This is a genomic window from Streptomyces sp. NPDC048600 (assembly GCF_055587025.1).
On record NZ_JBVJGZ010000029.1, the window covers coordinates 94,995 to 111,141 of the forward strand.

General features: G+C 71.5%; 11 protein-coding genes. 9 read left to right on the top strand and 2 right to left on the bottom strand.

All coding sequences use genetic code 11. The annotated features are described in order from the left end of the window. The first annotated feature begins 150 nt into the window (after positions 1–150). Positions 151–1,239 (top strand): branched-chain amino acid aminotransferase, encoded by a 1,089-nt coding sequence (locus tag ACZ6SQ_RS31305; protein ID WP_469568059.1) that lies wholly within the window; start codon positions 151–153, stop codon positions 1,237–1,239. Here ACZ6SQ_RS31305 and ACZ6SQ_RS31310 read toward each other — a convergent pair. After that, positions 1,236–2,678, bottom strand: coding sequence for a cytosine permease (locus tag ACZ6SQ_RS31310; RefSeq protein ID WP_469568061.1), 1,443 nt, complete (start codon positions 2,676–2,678; stop codon positions 1,236–1,238). The genes ACZ6SQ_RS31305 and ACZ6SQ_RS31310 overlap by 4 nt on opposite strands. Before the next feature lie 147 nt (positions 2,679–2,825). On the opposite strand from ACZ6SQ_RS31310, the gene ureA reads away from it, so the two are divergent. From ureA to ACZ6SQ_RS31350, 8 genes are all read left to right on the top strand, one after another. Then, on the top strand, positions 2,826–3,521 hold the full coding sequence (gene ureA, locus ACZ6SQ_RS31315) for an urease subunit gamma (protein ID WP_469568063.1): 696 nt from the start codon (positions 2,826–2,828) through the stop codon (positions 3,519–3,521). After that, positions 3,518–5,230, top strand: coding sequence for an urease subunit alpha (locus ACZ6SQ_RS31320; protein ID WP_469568066.1), 1,713 nt, complete (start codon positions 3,518–3,520; stop codon positions 5,228–5,230). Before ureA ends, ACZ6SQ_RS31320 begins: the two co-directional genes overlap by 4 nt. Positions 5,231–5,238: 8 nt before the next feature. Continuing rightward, positions 5,239–6,261: an agmatine deiminase family protein gene (locus tag ACZ6SQ_RS31325; protein WP_469568068.1), complete on the top strand. Its 1,023-nt coding sequence runs from the start codon at positions 5,239–5,241 to the stop codon at positions 6,259–6,261. An 11-nt stretch (positions 6,262–6,272) separates the two neighbouring features. Then, positions 6,273–6,875 carry a TetR/AcrR family transcriptional regulator gene (locus ACZ6SQ_RS31330; RefSeq protein ID WP_469568071.1) on the top strand — a complete coding sequence of 201 codons (603 nt, stop codon included), beginning with the start codon at positions 6,273–6,275 and terminating at the stop codon, positions 6,873–6,875. A 375-nt stretch (positions 6,876–7,250) separates the two neighbouring features. Continuing rightward, complete coding sequence (gene cimA / locus ACZ6SQ_RS31335) at positions 7,251–8,861, top strand: citramalate synthase (protein ID WP_469568074.1); 1,611 nt, start codon at positions 7,251–7,253, stop codon at positions 8,859–8,861. 734 nt (positions 8,862–9,595) lie between these two features. After that, the gene (locus ACZ6SQ_RS31340) at positions 9,596–12,610 is read left to right on the top strand and encodes a glycoside hydrolase family 3 protein (RefSeq protein ID WP_469568077.1); all 3,015 of its coding nucleotides are present in this window, start codon (positions 9,596–9,598) and stop codon (positions 12,608–12,610) included. 148 nt (positions 12,611–12,758) lie between these two features. Beyond that, positions 12,759–14,126 carry a hypothetical protein gene (locus ACZ6SQ_RS31345; protein ID WP_469568078.1) on the top strand — a complete coding sequence of 456 codons (1,368 nt, stop codon included), beginning with the start codon at positions 12,759–12,761 and terminating at the stop codon, positions 14,124–14,126. A 120-nt stretch (positions 14,127–14,246) separates the two neighbouring features. Then, positions 14,247–14,825, top strand: a complete 579-nt coding sequence (locus ACZ6SQ_RS31350; RefSeq protein WP_469568080.1) for a YdeI/OmpD-associated family protein — start codon at positions 14,247–14,249, stop codon at positions 14,823–14,825. Positions 14,826–14,996: 171 nt separating this feature from the next. On the opposite strand, the gene ACZ6SQ_RS31355 is transcribed toward ACZ6SQ_RS31350, so the two are convergent. Continuing rightward, positions 14,997–15,608: a YceI family protein gene (locus ACZ6SQ_RS31355; RefSeq protein ID WP_469568082.1), complete on the bottom strand. Its 612-nt coding sequence runs from the start codon at positions 15,606–15,608 to the stop codon at positions 14,997–14,999. Positions 15,609–16,147 lie beyond the last annotated feature (539 nt).

Genomic DNA, 16,147 nt, shown 5'->3' on the forward strand with positions numbered 1-16,147 from the left:
GTCCTAGCAGTGGCCGGAAACGGCCGTACGGGCGTGAGGGCGGCCCGTCACCACAACCGGTGCTGCATTCCCGGGGGGTCGACCCCCGGACCCCCGGCCGAAAGACCGGTCGCCGCCCAGCCGTTTGCCAGGAAGCGAAGGACCCTACCGATGACGACGCCCACGATCGAGCTGAAGCCCTCCGCCCACCCGCTGTCCGCCGCGGAGCGCGAGGCGATCCTGGCCAACCCCGGGTTCGGCCGCCACTTCACCGATCACATGGTGATCATCAAGTGGACGGACGGCCGCGGCTGGCACGACGGCCAGCTCGTCCCGTACGCGCCGATCTCCCTCGACCCCGCCACGACCGTGCTGCACTACGCGCAGGAGATCTTCGAGGGGCTGAAGGCCTACCGCAGGCCCGACGGCTCGGTGGCCACCTTCCGCCCCGAGAAGAACGCCCTGCGCTTCCAGTCCTCCGCCCGCCGCCTGGGCATGCCCGAGCTCCCGGTCGAGACGTTCATCGAGGCCTGCGACGCGCTCGTGCGCCAGGACCGGTCCTGGGTGCCCGCGCACGGCGGCGAGGAGTCGCTGTACCTGCGGCCGTTCATGATCGCGACCGAGGTCGGCCTCGGCGTGAAGCCGGCCAACGAGTACCTCTTCCTGGTGATCGCCTCCCCGGCCGGCGCGTACTTCCCCGGCGGCGTGAAGCCCGTCTCCATCTGGGTCTCCCAGGACCGCGTCCGGGCCGTCCCCGGCGGCATGGGCGACGCCAAGACCGGCGGCAACTACGCGGCGTCCCTGCTCGCGCAGGCCGAGGCCGCGGCCAAGGGCTGCGACCAGGTCTGCTACCTCGACGCGGTCGAGCACACCTGGGTCGAGGAACTCGGCGGCATGAACCTGTACTTCGTGTACGGCGACCGCATCGTCACCCCCGCCCTCACCGGCTCCATCCTGGAGGGCGTCACCCGCGACTCCCTCCTCAGCGTCGCCCGCGACCTCGGCTACCGGGCGGAGGAGGGGCGCGTCTCCCTCGACCAGTGGCGGACCGACAGCGAGAACGGCTCGCTCACCGAGGTCTTCGCCTGCGGCACCGCCGCCGTCATCACTCCGGTCGGCACGGTGAAGACCGACGGCGCCGAGTGGCGCCAGGGCGACGGCCGGCCCGGCGAGGTCACGATGCGACTGCGCCAGGCGCTGCTCGACATCCAGCGCGGCAAGGCCGAGGACAAGCACGGCTGGATGCACCAGCTCGGCTAGTTCTCCGTCACCGTCAGGGCCGCCGCTTCGGACTTCGCGCCGACGGCGGCCCCGCCGCTGTCCCGGGCGCGCGTCGACAGCAGATACGCCGCGCCCCCGACCAGCCCCGACAGCAGGAAGCTGCAGTCCACGCCGCCGGTCAGCGACAGCAGCGGCCCCTCGTAGGAGGGCAGCGCCACCGCCAGCACGCCCACGAGGGCACCGAGCGCCCAGGACAGGGCCGCGGCGGGGTGCCAGCCGCCCCGGTACCAGTAGATCCCGCCCCGCGAGCGGCGGTTGAAGACCTGGAGGGCGTCGGCGTCGTACGCGCCGCGGCAACGGACGTGGCCGATCAGGGTGATGACCGCCCAGGGCGTGCCGATCGCGGTCAGCAGCAGCACGAACGACGTCATCGCCGACTGCGCCTCCCAGGCGAAGTGCCCGGCGAAGACACAGACCGTGGCGACCACCGCGACCGCGACGGTGGCACGGGCGCGGGACAGCCGCGGCAGGATGGCGTCCAGGTCGAGGCCCATGGAGTACAGCATCAGGCCCGCGTTGCCGACCGAACCGGCCGAGGCGGCCAGCAGCAGCGGCAGCAGGTACCAGGACGGGGCGGACTCGGCGAGCGGCCCGGCGTAGTCGAGCGCGGCGCGGGCGGCGTAGGACGTGAAGGTGCCGAAGAGCTGCGGCACCAGCAGGCCGAGGAACAGGCCGAGCCAGGTCGCGCGCAGGACCGTGCGCGAGGAGTGCCGGGCCGGTGAGATGTAACGGGTGTAGTCGCCCAGCAGGGTGATGAAGGCGACCGGGCCGGACAGACCCGCGGCCACCGCCGCCAGCAGCCAGGTCGGCCAGAAGCCGCCCAGCAGATAGCCGCCCGCCTCGGGCAGCGCGCCCGTGGTGAAGTCCGGGGCGTAGGCGATCACGCCGAGCAGCAGCAGGGCGGTCATGCCCACCGCCAGGACGCGGGACATGGCGAGCAGCACCCGGTAGCCGTAGACGGCTCCGGCGACCGTCGCCGCCGCGAGCAGGCCGTAGACCACGGTGTACGCCGTCCCGCTCTGCGGCAGGCCGAACAGCCGGCCCAGCACGGTGACCGTCACATCACCGCCGATCCACACGGTCAGGGCGGTGTAGCCGAGGGCGAGCAGCAGACCGACGACCGAGCCGATCAGCCGTCCGCGCACGCCGAACTGGGCGCCGGAGGAGGTCGAGAGGTTGGTGCCGGTGCGCAGCGAGATCAGGGCGAGCGGCGCGGTGAACGCGATGCCGACGACCGTACCGGCCACGATCGAGCTGACCGAGGCCCACCAGCCGAGCCCGAAGGAGGGCGGCAGCCAGCCGAAGACGATCACCCCCAGACACAGGTTCGACCCCAGCAGGATCGAGACGAGATCGCGCGGACCACTGGTGCGTTCCTCGTCGGGGATGGTGTCGACTCCGCGCTGTTCCATCGGCATGGCAGGTCTCCCTTGATCAGCCACCATGAGAGTTAGAGTGCCGTTCAATGTGACGTTCCCGAAGGTGGCACGTCAATGTTTCCGTCGCGAGAATCTGATGTTTAGAGTGTTGCTCTAACTGCTGGAAGGCAAGGAGGTGCCCGCGTCATGAGACTGACCCCCACGGAACGTGACCGGCTGCTGCTCTTCGGAGCCGCGGAACTGGCCCGTGCCCGCCGGGCCAGGGGCTTGCGGCTGAACGTGCCGGAGGCGACCGCGCTGATCGCGGACACCGTCTGCGAGGCCGCCCGCGACGGCAGACGGCTGGCCGAGGCGGTCGAGGCCGCCCGTTCGGTCCTGGGCCCGGACGACGTGCTGCCGGGTGTCGCCGACGTGGTCACCGAGGTGCACGTCGAGGCCGTCTTCGACGACGGCTCCCGGCTGGCGGTGGTCACCGACCCCCTGGGCGGGAGCCTCGGCGAGGGGGCTCCGGGCGCACTGCTGCCGGGGCCCGAGCACGCCGAGCCGGAACCGGCCGTCCGGCTGACCGTCACCAACACGGCGGCGGTGCCGGTGAGCGTGACCTCGCACTTCCATTTCTTCGAGGCCAACCCGCGCCTGGACTTCGACCGCGGCCGGGCCTACGGCATGCGGCTGGCGGTCCCCGCCGGGTCGTCGGTGCGCTTCGGTCCCGGCGAGAGCGCCGAGGTCGGGCTCGTCCCGATCGGCGGCGCGCGGATCGCGATCGGTTTCGCGGGCCTGGTCGACGGCCCGCTGGACGCGCCCGGCGCCCGGGAGGAGGCCCTGCGCAGGGCCGCCGCCTGCGGCTACCTCGGTGCCGCCGGAGAGGAGCCGGGCCGATGAGCCGCCCCGGAGGCCACCCCGCCGAGGCCCGCCGCCTCACCCCCCACGAGTACGCCGCCACCCACGGCCCGAGAGCCGGCGACCGCGTCCGCCTCGGCGACTCCGGCCTGGTGATCCGGGTCGAGTCGGACTCCCAGCAGCCGGGCGAGGAATTCCTGGCGGGCTTCGGCAAGACCGCCCGCGACGGACTGCACCTCAAGGCCGCCGCCGTCCGCGACACCTGCGACGTCGTGATCAGCAACGTCGTCGTCATCGACGCCGTTCAGGGCATCCGCAAGGTGTCCATCGGCATCCGCGAGGGCCGCATCTCCGCCATCGGCCGGGCCGGCAACCCCGACACCCTCGACGGCGTGGACGTCGTCGTCGGCACCGGCACCTCCATCGTCTCCGGCGAGGGCCTGATCGCCACCGCCGGAGCCGTCGACACCCATGTCCACCTGCTCTCCCCGCGCATCATGGAAGCCTCCCTCGCCTCCGGTGTCACCACGGTCATCGGCCAGGAGTTCGGCCCCGTGTGGGGCGTCGGCGTCAACTCCCCCTGGGCCCTGGGCCACGCGTTCGGCGCCTTCGACGCCTGGCCCGTCAACATCGGCTTCCTCGCCCGCGGCTCCTCCTCCCACCCCGCACCCCTGGTGGAGGCCCTCGCCGAGGGCGGCGCCTGCGGGTTCAAGGTCCACGAGGACATGGGCGCCCACGCCCGCGCCCTGGACACCGCCCTGCGCACCGCCGAGGACCACGACGTCCAGGTCGCCCTGCACAGCGACGGACTCAACGAATGCCTCTCCGTCGAGGACACCCTCAGCGTGCTGGACGGCCGCACCATCCACGCCTTCCACATCGAGGGCTGCGGCGGCGGCCACGTCCCCAACGTCCTGAAGATGGCCGGCGTCCCCAACGTCATCGGCTCCTCCACCAACCCCACCCTGCCCTTCGGCCGGGACGCCGTCGCCGAGCACTACGGCATGATCGTCTCCGTCCACGACCTCAAGACCGACCTGCCCGGCGACGCCGCCATGGCCCGCGACCGCATCCGCGCCTCCACCATGGGCGCCGAGGACGTCCTGCACGACCTCGGCGCGATCGGCATCACCTCCTCCGACGCCCAGGGCATGGGCCGCGCCGGCGAGACCGTCCGCCGCACCTTCGCCATGGCCGGGAAGATGAAGGCCGAACTCGGCGACCCCGGCACCGGCCACGACAACGAACGCGTCCTGCGCTACATCGCCAAACTCACCCTCAACCCGGCCGTCGCCCACGGCCTCGCCCACGAGGTCGGCTCCCTCGAAACCGGGAAACTCGCCGACATCGTCCTGTGGCGCCCCGAGTACTTCGGCGCCAAACCCCAACTCGTCCTCAAGGCCGGCTTCCCCGCCTACGGCGTCACCGGCGACCCCGGCGCGGCCACCGACACCTGCGAACCCCTCGTCCTGGGACCCCTGTTCGGCGCGCACGGCGCCGCCCCCGCCGAACTCTCCGTCGCCTTCGTCGCCCGCGCCGCCCTCGACCAGGGCCACGACACCCTCCCCACCCGCCGCCGCCGAGTCCCCGTCCGCCGCACCCGCGGCATCGGCCCCGCCGACCTGGTTCACAACACCCGCACCGGACACGTCGACGTCGACCAGCGCACCGGCCTCGTCACCCTCGACGGCGAACCCCTGCGCTCCCAAGCCGCCGACTCGGTCGCCCTCAACCGCCTCTACTTCCTCTAGGACCTCCGATGACCTACCGCATGCCCCCCGAGTGGGCTCCGCACGAACGCACCTGGATGGCCTGGCCCGGCCCCAACGCCACCTTCACCGACGACGAGGAGCTGACCCGGGCCCGTACGGCATGGGCGCAAGTCGCCCGCGCTGTACGGGCGTTCGAACCGGTCACGGTCGTGCACGGCCCGGGCCAGGCCGAGTCGGCCCGCGAACTGCTGGGCCCCGAGATCGAGTTGGTGGAACGCGACCTCGACGACGCCTGGATGCGGGACATCGGCCCGACCTTCGTCACGGACGAGCAGGGCGAACTGGCCGCCGTCGACTGGGTGTTCAACGGCTGGGGCGGCCAGGAGTGGGCCCGCTGGGAGCACGACGCCAAGATCGCCGCCCAGGTCGCGGACCTGGCCGGGGCACCCGTGCTGAGCAGCCCCCTGGTCAACGAGGGCGGAGCCATCCACGTCGACGGCGAAGGCACGGTCCTGCTCACCGAAACGGTCCAGCTCGGCGCCGGACGCAACCCCGGCTGGACCCGTGAACAGGCCGAGGCGGAGATCCACGCCAGGCTGGGCACCACCAAGGCGATCTGGCTCCCGCACGGCCTGGCCGGCGACTACGGCACGTACGGCACCCAGGGCCATGTCGACATCGTCGCCGCCTTCGCCCGGCCCGGCACCGTCCTGGTGCACACCCAGCAGGACCCGGCCCACCCGGACCACGCCCGCTCCCAGGAGTACCTGGAGATCCTGCGCGGCGAGACGGACGCCCGGGGCCGCGCCCTGGAGGTCGTCGAGGTCCCCGCGCCCACCGTCCTGAAGGACGAGCACGGCGACTGGGTCGACTACTCCTACATCAACCACTACCTCTGCAACGGCGGCGTCGTCCTGTGCGCCTTCGACGACCCGAACGACGAGGTGGCTGCCGCGATCCTCCGCGGCCTCTTCCCCGACCGCACGGTCACCCCGGTGGACGCCCGTACGATCTTCGCGGGCGGGGGAGGCATCCACTGCATCACCCAGCAACAGCCCAGGAGCCAGTGAGGGAGTCACGGATGGCCGGTGCGGCGCGCCCGCGGAAGAACGCACCGCCTCGTGAGGAGGTCCTGTCCGCCGCCATGGAGATGATCGCCGAGCGCGGTCTGGAGAAGCTCACCATGGCGGCCCTCGGCCGCGAGGTCGGCATGAGCAGCGGCCACCTCCTCTACTACTTCCACTCCAAGGACGAACTGCTGCTCCAGACCCTGGAGTGGAGCGAGAGCAGACTCGGCGACGAGAGACGCCGTCTGCTGGCCCGCCCCACGACGGCCCGCGAACGCCTGGACGCCTTCGTCGACCTCTACATCCCCGACGGCCACCGGGACCCGCACTGGACGCTGTGGCTGGAGGTCTGGAACCGCTCGCAGAACGCCGCCGACGACGCCCGCGAACGCCAGTCCGCCATCGAGGGCGTCTGGCACCGCGACCTGGTGGCCCTGCTGGCCGAGGGCATCTCGCGCGGCGAGTTCCGCACGGTCGACGCGGACCGCTTCGCCGCCCGCCTGCGCGCCCTGCTGGACGGCTTCTCCATCCACGTGGCCATCGGCCTGCGCGGCACGGACCGGGCGATGATCCTCGGCCATGTCCAGGACTTCCTGGGCGAGGGCCTGCTGCCATAGGCCGAAAGCAGCGCACCACCGGCGCACCCCGGCACAGCCGACGGACGACCGGGTCACCCGACGACGAACTGAGGGGGTTCGCATACTGAGACACCCCGGTCACACAGAGGCGCCCTGTGCCAAACTGCCCCCGTGCTCTCGTTCGCCATGATTATTGGCAGCAGGCGCGCCGGTCCGCAGTGACCGCTCCGTACGACCAGGTACGAGCGGACACCGTCGTCCTCGACCCGCGCGCAGACCTCTCGCACCCGCGAGGGGTTTTTCGCTTTTCTGGCCGACCCGCAGCCGGGGAGCACCAGCGCGAGGGACCATGGGGGGACGGTGGAGCCGGTCATTCCGGTAAGACCGAAGATCCACAACAGGAGCCTTGAGATCATGACCGAGACGGCAACCAGCGAACTCGACGACTCGTTCCACGTCTTCGACACCACCCTGCGCGACGGCGCCCAGCGCGAGGGCATCAACCTCACCGTCGCCGACAAGCTGGCCATCGCACGGCACCTGGACGAGTTCGGCGTGGGCTTCATCGAGGGCGGCTGGCCCGGCGCCAACCCGAGGGACACGGAGTTCTTCGCCCGCGCCCAGGAGGAGATCGCCTTCCGGAACGCCCAGCTGGTCGCCTTCGGTTCGACCCGCCGCGCCGGCGCCAAGGCCTCCGAGGACCCCCAGGTCAGGGCGCTGCTGGAGTCCGGCGCCCCGGTCATCACGCTGGTGGCGAAGTCCCACGACCGCCATGTGGAACTGGCCCTGCGCACCACGCTGGACGAGAACCTGGAGATGGTGCGGGACACCGTCTCCTTCCTCCGCTCGCAGGGCCGCCGGGTCTTCGTCGACTGCGAGCACTTCTTCGACGGCTACCGCGCCAACGCCGAGTACGCGAAGCAGGTCGTGCGCACGGCCTCGGAGGCCGGAGCGGACGTCGTCGTACTCTGCGACACCAACGGCGGCATGCTCCCCGCCCAGATCCAGGCCGTGGTGACGACCGTCCTCGCCGACACCGGTGCCCGCCTCGGCATCCACGCCCAGGACGACACGGGCTGCGCGGTCGCCAACACCCTCGCCGCCGTCGACGCGGGCGCCACGCACGTCCAGTGCACCGCCAACGGTTACGGCGAGCGCGTGGGCAACGCCAACCTCTTCCCGGTCGTCGCCGCGCTGGAACTGAAGTACGGCAAGCAGGTGCTGCCCGAGGGGCGGCTGCGCGAGATGACCCGCATCTCCCACGCCATCGCCGAGGTCGTCAACCTCACCCCCTCCACGCACCAGCCCTACGTCGGCGTCTCCGCCTTCGCGCACAAGGCCGGCCTGCACGCCTCCGCGATCAAGGTCGACCCCGACCTGTACCAGCACATCGACCCCGAGCAGGTCGGCAACACCATGCGCATGCTGGTGTCCGACATGGCGGGCCGCGCGTCCATCGAGCTCAAGGGCAAGGAACTGGGCGTGGACCTCGGCGGCGACCGCGAACTGGTCGGGCGGGTGGTCGAGCGCGTGAAGGAACGCGAACTCAAGGGCTACACCTACGAGGCGGCCGACGCCAGCTTCGAACTCCTCCTGCGCGCGGAGGCCCAGGGTGCGGCCCTGCGCTACTTCGAGGTCGAGTCCTGGCGGGCCATCGTCGAGGACCGGCCCGACGGTACCCACGCCAACGAGGCCACGGTCAAGCTCTGGGCCAAGGGGGAGCGTATCGTCGCCACCGCCGAGGGCAACGGCCCCGTCAACGCGCTCGACCGTGCGCTGCGGGTCGGCCTGGAGAAGATCTACCCCCAGCTCGCCAAGCTCGACCTCGTCGACTACAAGGTCCGCATCCTCGAGGGCGTCCACGGCACCCAGTCGACCACCCGCGTCCTCATCTCCACGACCGACGGCACGGGGGAGTGGTCGACCGTCGGCGTCGCCGAGAACGTCATCGCCGCGTCCTGGCAGGCCCTGGAGGACGCGTACACCTACGGCCTCCTCCGAGCAGGCGTCCACCCGGCCGAGTAGCCGCGGAGTGCCGCCCGGCGGTGGCTGAGGGGCGGGGCGGTGCGCAACTCGGCGCGACGAGGCCGCTGCGCCCATCCGTGCCGCCCCTAGCGGCACGCATGCCCGCAGCGGCGGCGGGAAGGCGCGTACGGCGCGGAGGGGCCACGGGCGGCGGCGTTGGTCGCCCGCGGCGGGGAGGGGACGGGGCGGGGGGTGTCCGCCCGCAGCGGCCGCCGTCGAACACCAGAACCCCCGCAAGCAGCCAGTCCGGCGGACCGAGGACGGATGCCCCCCGGCCCGGCCCCGCACCACAACCCCACGCAAGGCGCTACGCGCACCCCACCGGAGGCGAGCAGGCCGCCGCAGGCATGCCCCTCACCCCCCGCCCACGCAAGGCGCTACGCGCACCCCCACCGGAGGCGAGCAGGCCGCCGCAGGCATGCCCCTCACCCCCCGCCCACGCAAGGCGCTACGCGCACCCCCACCGGACGCGAGCAGGCCGCCGCAGGCACACGCCCCGCACCCCCCGCCGCGGTGAGTAAATGACGGGATGACGAAGCGGCCAAGCCTCACGCGTTCACTACCCGAATCGACAACACCCCAGAACCAGCCGCGAGTTACCCACGTACCAGTTCTGACGTGAAGTCTTGACGGCACCAAGGACGACCAGTTAACTCACGCCATGATCTAAGCCGTAAGCGCGAGGTGTGCCCTCAGCGTGAGGCACGCCGAGACGAGAGTCGAGGGACCGTTCCATGCGAAGAACCGCCCTGCTCGCCTGTGCCACCCTGCTCACCGGCCTCCTCCCCGTGGCGGCCCAGGCCGCCCAAGCCGCCGACGCCCCCACCCCGGTCCCCGTCGACCGCTTCGAAGGCGAAGTCCCCTTCGCCGAGCAGCCCGCCGGAGGCATCTTCACCTGGGGCAGCGACACCGACGACCGCCCGGCCCTGTCGCTCACCGCCCGACCGGACGCCCCGGAGGGCGAGAAGGTCCTCACCGGCGCCTACGACATCAGCGGCTGGGGCGGCTTCACCCATGACTTCGCGGCGGCCGAGCCCGCCCACGACTGGTCGGCCCACGAGGGCATCCGACTGTGGTGGGAAGGAAAGAACTCAGGCAAGCGCATCGTCCTCGAGCTGAAGGACGGCGGCGCCCACGGCGAGGCCTCCGAGCTCTGGACGACCTCGTTCACGGACGACTTCACCGGCTGGAAGCAGATCGAGCTTCCCTTCGCCCGGTTCACCTATCGCACGGACTACCAGCCCGTGGGCGGCATCGACCAGATCCTCGGCCTGACCGAGATGTGGGGCTACGCGGTCACCCTCCCCACAGGGTTCCAGGGCGAGTTCGCCATGGACGACGTCGAACTGTACGGAAAAGCGGACCAGTCCAGGCGTGTCTCCGTCACCGCCGACCCCGTCGTCACGCTCGACGAGGGCGGCACGGCCACGGTGAAGCTCACCCTCGGCACGTCGGGCGCCGCCCCCACCGACCAGCCGGTGACCGTCACCTACGAGACCGCGGGCGGCAGCGCCACGGCCGGCGAGGACTACACGCCCGTCCAGGGCACGGTCACGTTCCCGGCGGGCAGCCTCCCGGGCGACACCCGTTCGGTCAGCGTGGTCACCCGCAAGGACCGCGCCGCCGAGCACGCCGAGACGATCCCGCTGCGGCTCACGGTCGTCGGAGCCAAGGCCCCGGCCGAGAACCCGCAGGTCGTCGTGGACGCCCACGGGCTGCCGTATCTCGACCCGAAGCTCCCGGTGAAGAAGCGCGTGGCCGACCTGGTCGCCAGGATGTCCCTGGCGGAGAAGGCCGGGCAGATGACCCAGGCCGAGCGCGGCGCGATGGCCGACCCCGCCGACATCGCCGGCCAGGCGCTCGGCTCGCTGCTCTCCGGCGGGGGTTCCACACCCACGCCCAACACGGCCGCGGCCTGGGCGAAGATGATCGACGGGTTCCAGCTGCGCGCCCAGGCGACCCGCTTCCAGATCCCGCTGATCTACGGCGTGGACGCGGTGCACGGACACAACAACCTGTCCGGCGCCACCGTCATGCCGCACAACATCGGCCTCGGCGCGGCCCGAGACCCCGGACTCACGCAGCGCACGGGCTCGGTGACCGCGGCGGAGGTGCGCGCGACCGGCGTGCCCTGGGACTTCGCGCCCTGTCTCTGTGTGACCCGCGACGAACGCTGGGGCCGCTCCTACGAGTCCTTCGGTGAGGACCCGGCCCTCGTGAAGTCGATGGACACCGTCATCCAGGGCTTCCAGGGCCACCGCAGCGGCAAGGACCTGGACCGCGGCGACAAGGTGCTCGCCACGGCCAAGCACTTCGTCGGTGACGGCGGTACCGCCTACGGCTCCTCCACCACCGGCAGCTACACCACCGACCAGGGCGTCACCACGGTCACCCGCGGGGAGCTGGAGGCCGTCCATCTCAGCCCGTTCAAGGACGCGGTCGACCGGGGCGTCGGCACGGTCATGCCGTCGTACTCCTCGCTCGACGTGATCGGCGACGGGCGGGGCCCGGTCAAGATGCACGCCCGCGGTGACATGATCAACGGTGTCCTCAAGGACCGCCTCGGCTTCGACGGCTTCGTCATCAGCGACTGGAACGGCATCGACCAGATCCCGGGCGACCGCGCCTCCGACGTGCGTACGTCGGTCAACGCCGGCCTCGACATGATCATGGTGCCGTACGACTACAAGGAGTTCCGCACGACGCTGATCGACGAGGTGGTCGAGGGCCGCGTCCCGCAGGCCCGTGTCGACGACGCCGTCGCCCGCATCCTGACCCAGAAGTTCCGGCTGGGCCTGTTCGAGAAGCCGTACGCCGACACCGCGGGCGCCGCGGCCATCGGCTCGGCGGGACACCGTGCCGTCGCCCGTGAGGCGGTGGCCAAGTCCCAGGTGCTGCTGAAGAACGACCAGGGTCTGCTGCCGCTGAAGAAGAGCCAGAAGGTCTACGTGGCCGGGTCCAACGCCGACGACATCGGAAACCAGACGGGCGGCTGGACCATCACCTGGCAGGGCGCCTCCGGCGGCATCGCGCCCGGCACGACGGTCCTGGAGGGCCTGCGCGAGGCGGGCGGCGACATCACGTACTCCAAGGATGCCTCGGCCCCGACCTCGGGCCATGACGTCGGCGTGGTCGTGGTCGGCGAGACCCCGTACGCCGAGGGCGTCGGCGACGTCGGCAACGGACACGACCTGGAGCTGTCCGCGGCCGACAAGGGGGCGGTGGACAAGGTCTGCGCGGCGATGAAGTGCGCGGTGCTGATCGTCTCCGGGCGCCCGCAGCTCGTCGGCGACCGGCTCGGGGAGATCGACTCCCTGGTGGCCTCCTGGCTGCCGGGCACGGAGGGCTCCGGCGTCGCGGACGTGCTCTACGGCCGCCGTCCCTTCACCGGACAGCTCCCGGTGACCTGGCCGAAGTCCGAGGCACAGCTGCCGATCAACGTCGGCGACACCTCCTACGACCCGCAGTTCCCGTACGGCTGGGGCCTGACCACGCTCACCAAGGCGCCCGCAGGCGGCGAGGCGACGCTGAAGGCGCTCGGCGCGGCGGCCGGGGTCGCCGAGAAGGCGGGCGCCGACGCCACCGGCCGCGCGCTGGTCGGCAAGGCCAGGCTGCTCGTGCAGGAGAGGACGGGCAGGCACCTCACCGCCGCGTCGGCCAAGCCCTTCGCCGAGGCGGAACACCTGGTCCTGACGGGACGCTACGGCGCCGCAGTGGCGAAACTGACAGCCGCCTACCGGGCGGCGTGACCTGACCGACTCACCCCACCCACCGACTCACCCCACCCATCCCCCCACCCACCCAGAGGGCGGCGGGGTCAAAAAAGAGAAACAACGAGTCAAAAAAGAGTAACGAGAAATATGACCGGTTCGGGCTCCTTCGGGTAGCTTCGATGGTATGAAGGTCGCGCCATCGACCCGAGGTCCCGCCGGTCTGCTGATCGCGCTGGCGCTCGCCGTTCTGACTCTTCTGACGGCGGGCGCCTCGCCCGTCGGTGCCGCCACGGAGGTCACGAAGATCGCCGACGGCCTCCGCCAGAGCCCCGTCTTCGTGGAACCCTCCGCCGACGACCTGTTGCCGGACCCCGACGCGGCCGCGCTGCGCGAGAAGATCGAGGACGCCGACAAGCCGCTGTTCATCGCGGTCCTGCCCGCGGACCAGCCCACCGAGGACCTGTTCACGGACCTGCGGACCGCCACCGGGATCACCGGCCTCTACGCGATCCGCCTCGGCGACCGCTTCGACGCGCGCGCCGACTCCTCGGTCATGTCCGGGACCGCCGTGCGCAATCTCGTGAACAGCGTCCAGGACGTGGAGGACCCCGTCGCCCAGCTGAACGAGTTCACCGACCGGGCCGTCGCCAACATGGGCGGCTCCGCCCCGGCGAGCTGGAGCACCGGCGACGAGAGCGGGGCCACGGCCGGGACGCTCATCACCCTGGGCGCGGTCCTCGCCGCGGGCGGGGCTGGCGCGTTCGCCCTGGTCCGCCGCAACCGGCGGCGCCACGAGGAGGCCCAGCGGGCCGCGCTGGACAAGCTGCGGGTCGTCGTCGACGAGGACATCACCGCCTTCGGTGAGGAACTGGACCGGCTGGACTTCCACCCTGGCGAACCCGGCGCCGACGACGCGATGCGCACGGACTACGAGCACGGGCTGGACGCCTATGAGCAGGCCAAACGCCTGATGGACCAGGCCGCGAAACCGGAGGACGTGCGCCCGGTCACCCAGGCCCTGGACGACGGCCGCTTCTCCCTGGCCCGGCTGGCGGCCCGCCGCGAGGGCGCCCCGCTGCCGGAACGCCGGCCGCCCTGCTTCTTCGACCCGCGGCACGGCCTCTCGGTCGCGGACGAGCAGTGGACGCCCGCGACGGGCGCCACCCGCGACGTCCCGGTGTGCGCCGCCGACCGGGCCCGGCTCGCCGACGGCCTGGACCCCATGGTCCGCGAGGTGGAGACGGTCTCCGGCCGCCGCCCCTACTGGGACGCCGGTCCCGCCTACGGCCCCTGGGCCGGAGGCTACTTCGGCGGGGGCATCCTGCCCGGCCTCCTCATCGGCACCCTGCTGGGCAGCGCCATGGCCGCCCCGTCCTACGCCGCCGACTACGGCTCCGGCTACGGGGATTTCGGCGGCGGCTACGAGGGCGGCGACGTCTCGGGAGCCGACTTCGGCCCGGGCGACTTCGGCGGCGGTGACTACGGCGGCGGAGGCGGCGACTTCGGGGGCGGCTTCGGCGGGGGAGGGGACTTCGGCGGAGGCGGGTTCTGAGCCCCGTAGAGCCCTGTAGAACGGGCACAGGATCTGACCGTGACTCCGTAGAACTCGAACAGGATCTGGTCCCGCACAAGTAGGACAGAACCTGACCCAATACCCTCGTACGCTGCGGACATGAGCACCCAGGACGCCACCACCCTGCCCAGCGAGAGTTTCGAGACGCCCGCGGACCTCGACGCCTGGCTCGCCGGGCATCCGGCACCGCACCCCGGAATCTGGGTGAGGGTCGCCAAGAAGGGATCGGGCCTGAGGTCCGTCACCGCGGACGAGGTGAACGACGCGGCCCTGTGCCACGGCTGGATCACCGGACAGCGCCGGGCGCTCGACGCCGGCCGCTACCTCCAGCGCATCACCCCGCGCCGCCAGGGCAGCGTGTGGTCGATGGTCAACGTGCGCCGTGTGGCGGAGCTGACCGCCGACGGACGGATGCGCCCCGCGGGCCTCGCCGAGGTCGCGGCCGCACAGGCGGACGGACGCTGGGCCACGGCCTACGAGTCTCAGCGCAACGCGGACGTGCCGGAGGACCTGGCCCGCGCCCTGGCGGACAGCCCCCGGGCCGGGGCGGCCTTCGAACGGCTCGGCCGCACGGACCGCTACCAGGTCATGCTCGGTCTGCTCCAGGCCCGCACGCCGAAGACCCGGGCGGCCCGCCTGGCCGCTGCTGTGGAGCGCCTGGAACGCGACGCAACCTGAGCCGATCGCCGTGTTCCGCCCCGACCGTCCTCTCCCGCCCCGAGCGACGCCCGCAGCGCCGGGAACGCCCGGAACCCCGGAAACGCCGAGCGCCCGCCCTCGCGTGACGGAGGGCGGGCGCGCTCAGGATGCGGCGATGTCGCACGGCCGGGTTACGGACCCGGCGCCGGATCAGGCGTTCTTGATCGCGGAGATGTCGAAGTTCAGCTTGATCTTGTCGGACACCAGCACACCACCGGTCTCCAGCGCGGCGTTCCAGGTCAGGCCCCACTCGGAGCGCAGGATCTCGGCCTTCCCCTCGAAGCCGACACGCTCGTTGCCGAACGGGTCCTTGGCGGCGCCGTTGAACTCGAGGTCGATGGCGATCTCCTTGGTGGTGCCGAGGATCGAGAGGTCACCGGTGATGCGGTAGTCCTCGCCGCCCAGGGCCTCGGCCTTGGTGGAGCGGAACGTCATGACCGGGAACTCGTCGGTCCGGAAGAAGTCGGCGCTCTTGAGGTGGCCGTCGCGGTCCGCGTTGCCGGTGTCGATGCTCTCCATCTTGATGTCGATCGAGGCGGTCGAGCGGGCGGGGTCGGAACCGTCGAGGTGCAGCGCACCGGAGAAGTCGAGGAACTTGCCCTTCACGTTCGTCACCATCGCGTGCCGCGCCACGAAGCCGATCGTGGTGTGCGCGGCGTCGATCGAGTAGTCGCCGGTCAGCGCGGCGAGCTCCGGGTTCACGGGCCCGGTGGCGACGGCGGTGGTCTCGGTGGTGCTGTCCTTGCGGCCGAAGATGCCCATGATCTGCTCCTTGGGGGGACGGGCCGTGGCTCTGGTCGGAGCCGCGGAGTGATTCCGTTGAATGTTCAACGAGCTCAACACGGACGACCGTAGACCTATTCCGTTCAAAGTTCAACTTTCATGTCCGGTGTGTCGTCGAACCGGCCCCGGATGATCTACGGTGTGCTCCGTCGTCACTCCACGGATGGCACCGGTGATCGTGATTCTGGGCCGCCGCCCTCCCGCGATTTTTGTGGAACCTCCACAGGGCTGAGCCCCCTTGAGCAGTCGGAACGCTTACATGCGGCCATCGTTCTGTTCAGGGGTACCAGGAAAACGGGCCGGAGACTGTACGGAGTCGACGGCTCGCATTCCTTGGTGGGCTTCGTAAGGTCGCTACATGACCGTTTTGGAAGAGACGACGGGTGAGCCCACCGACGCGCGCGGACGGGTCGCCGAGCTGCACGAGATTCGTGCGCGGGCGCTGGCCGGTCCGGGTGAGAAGGCGACGGCCGCGCAGCACGCCAAGGGCAAGCTGACCGCCCGGGAGCGGATCGGGC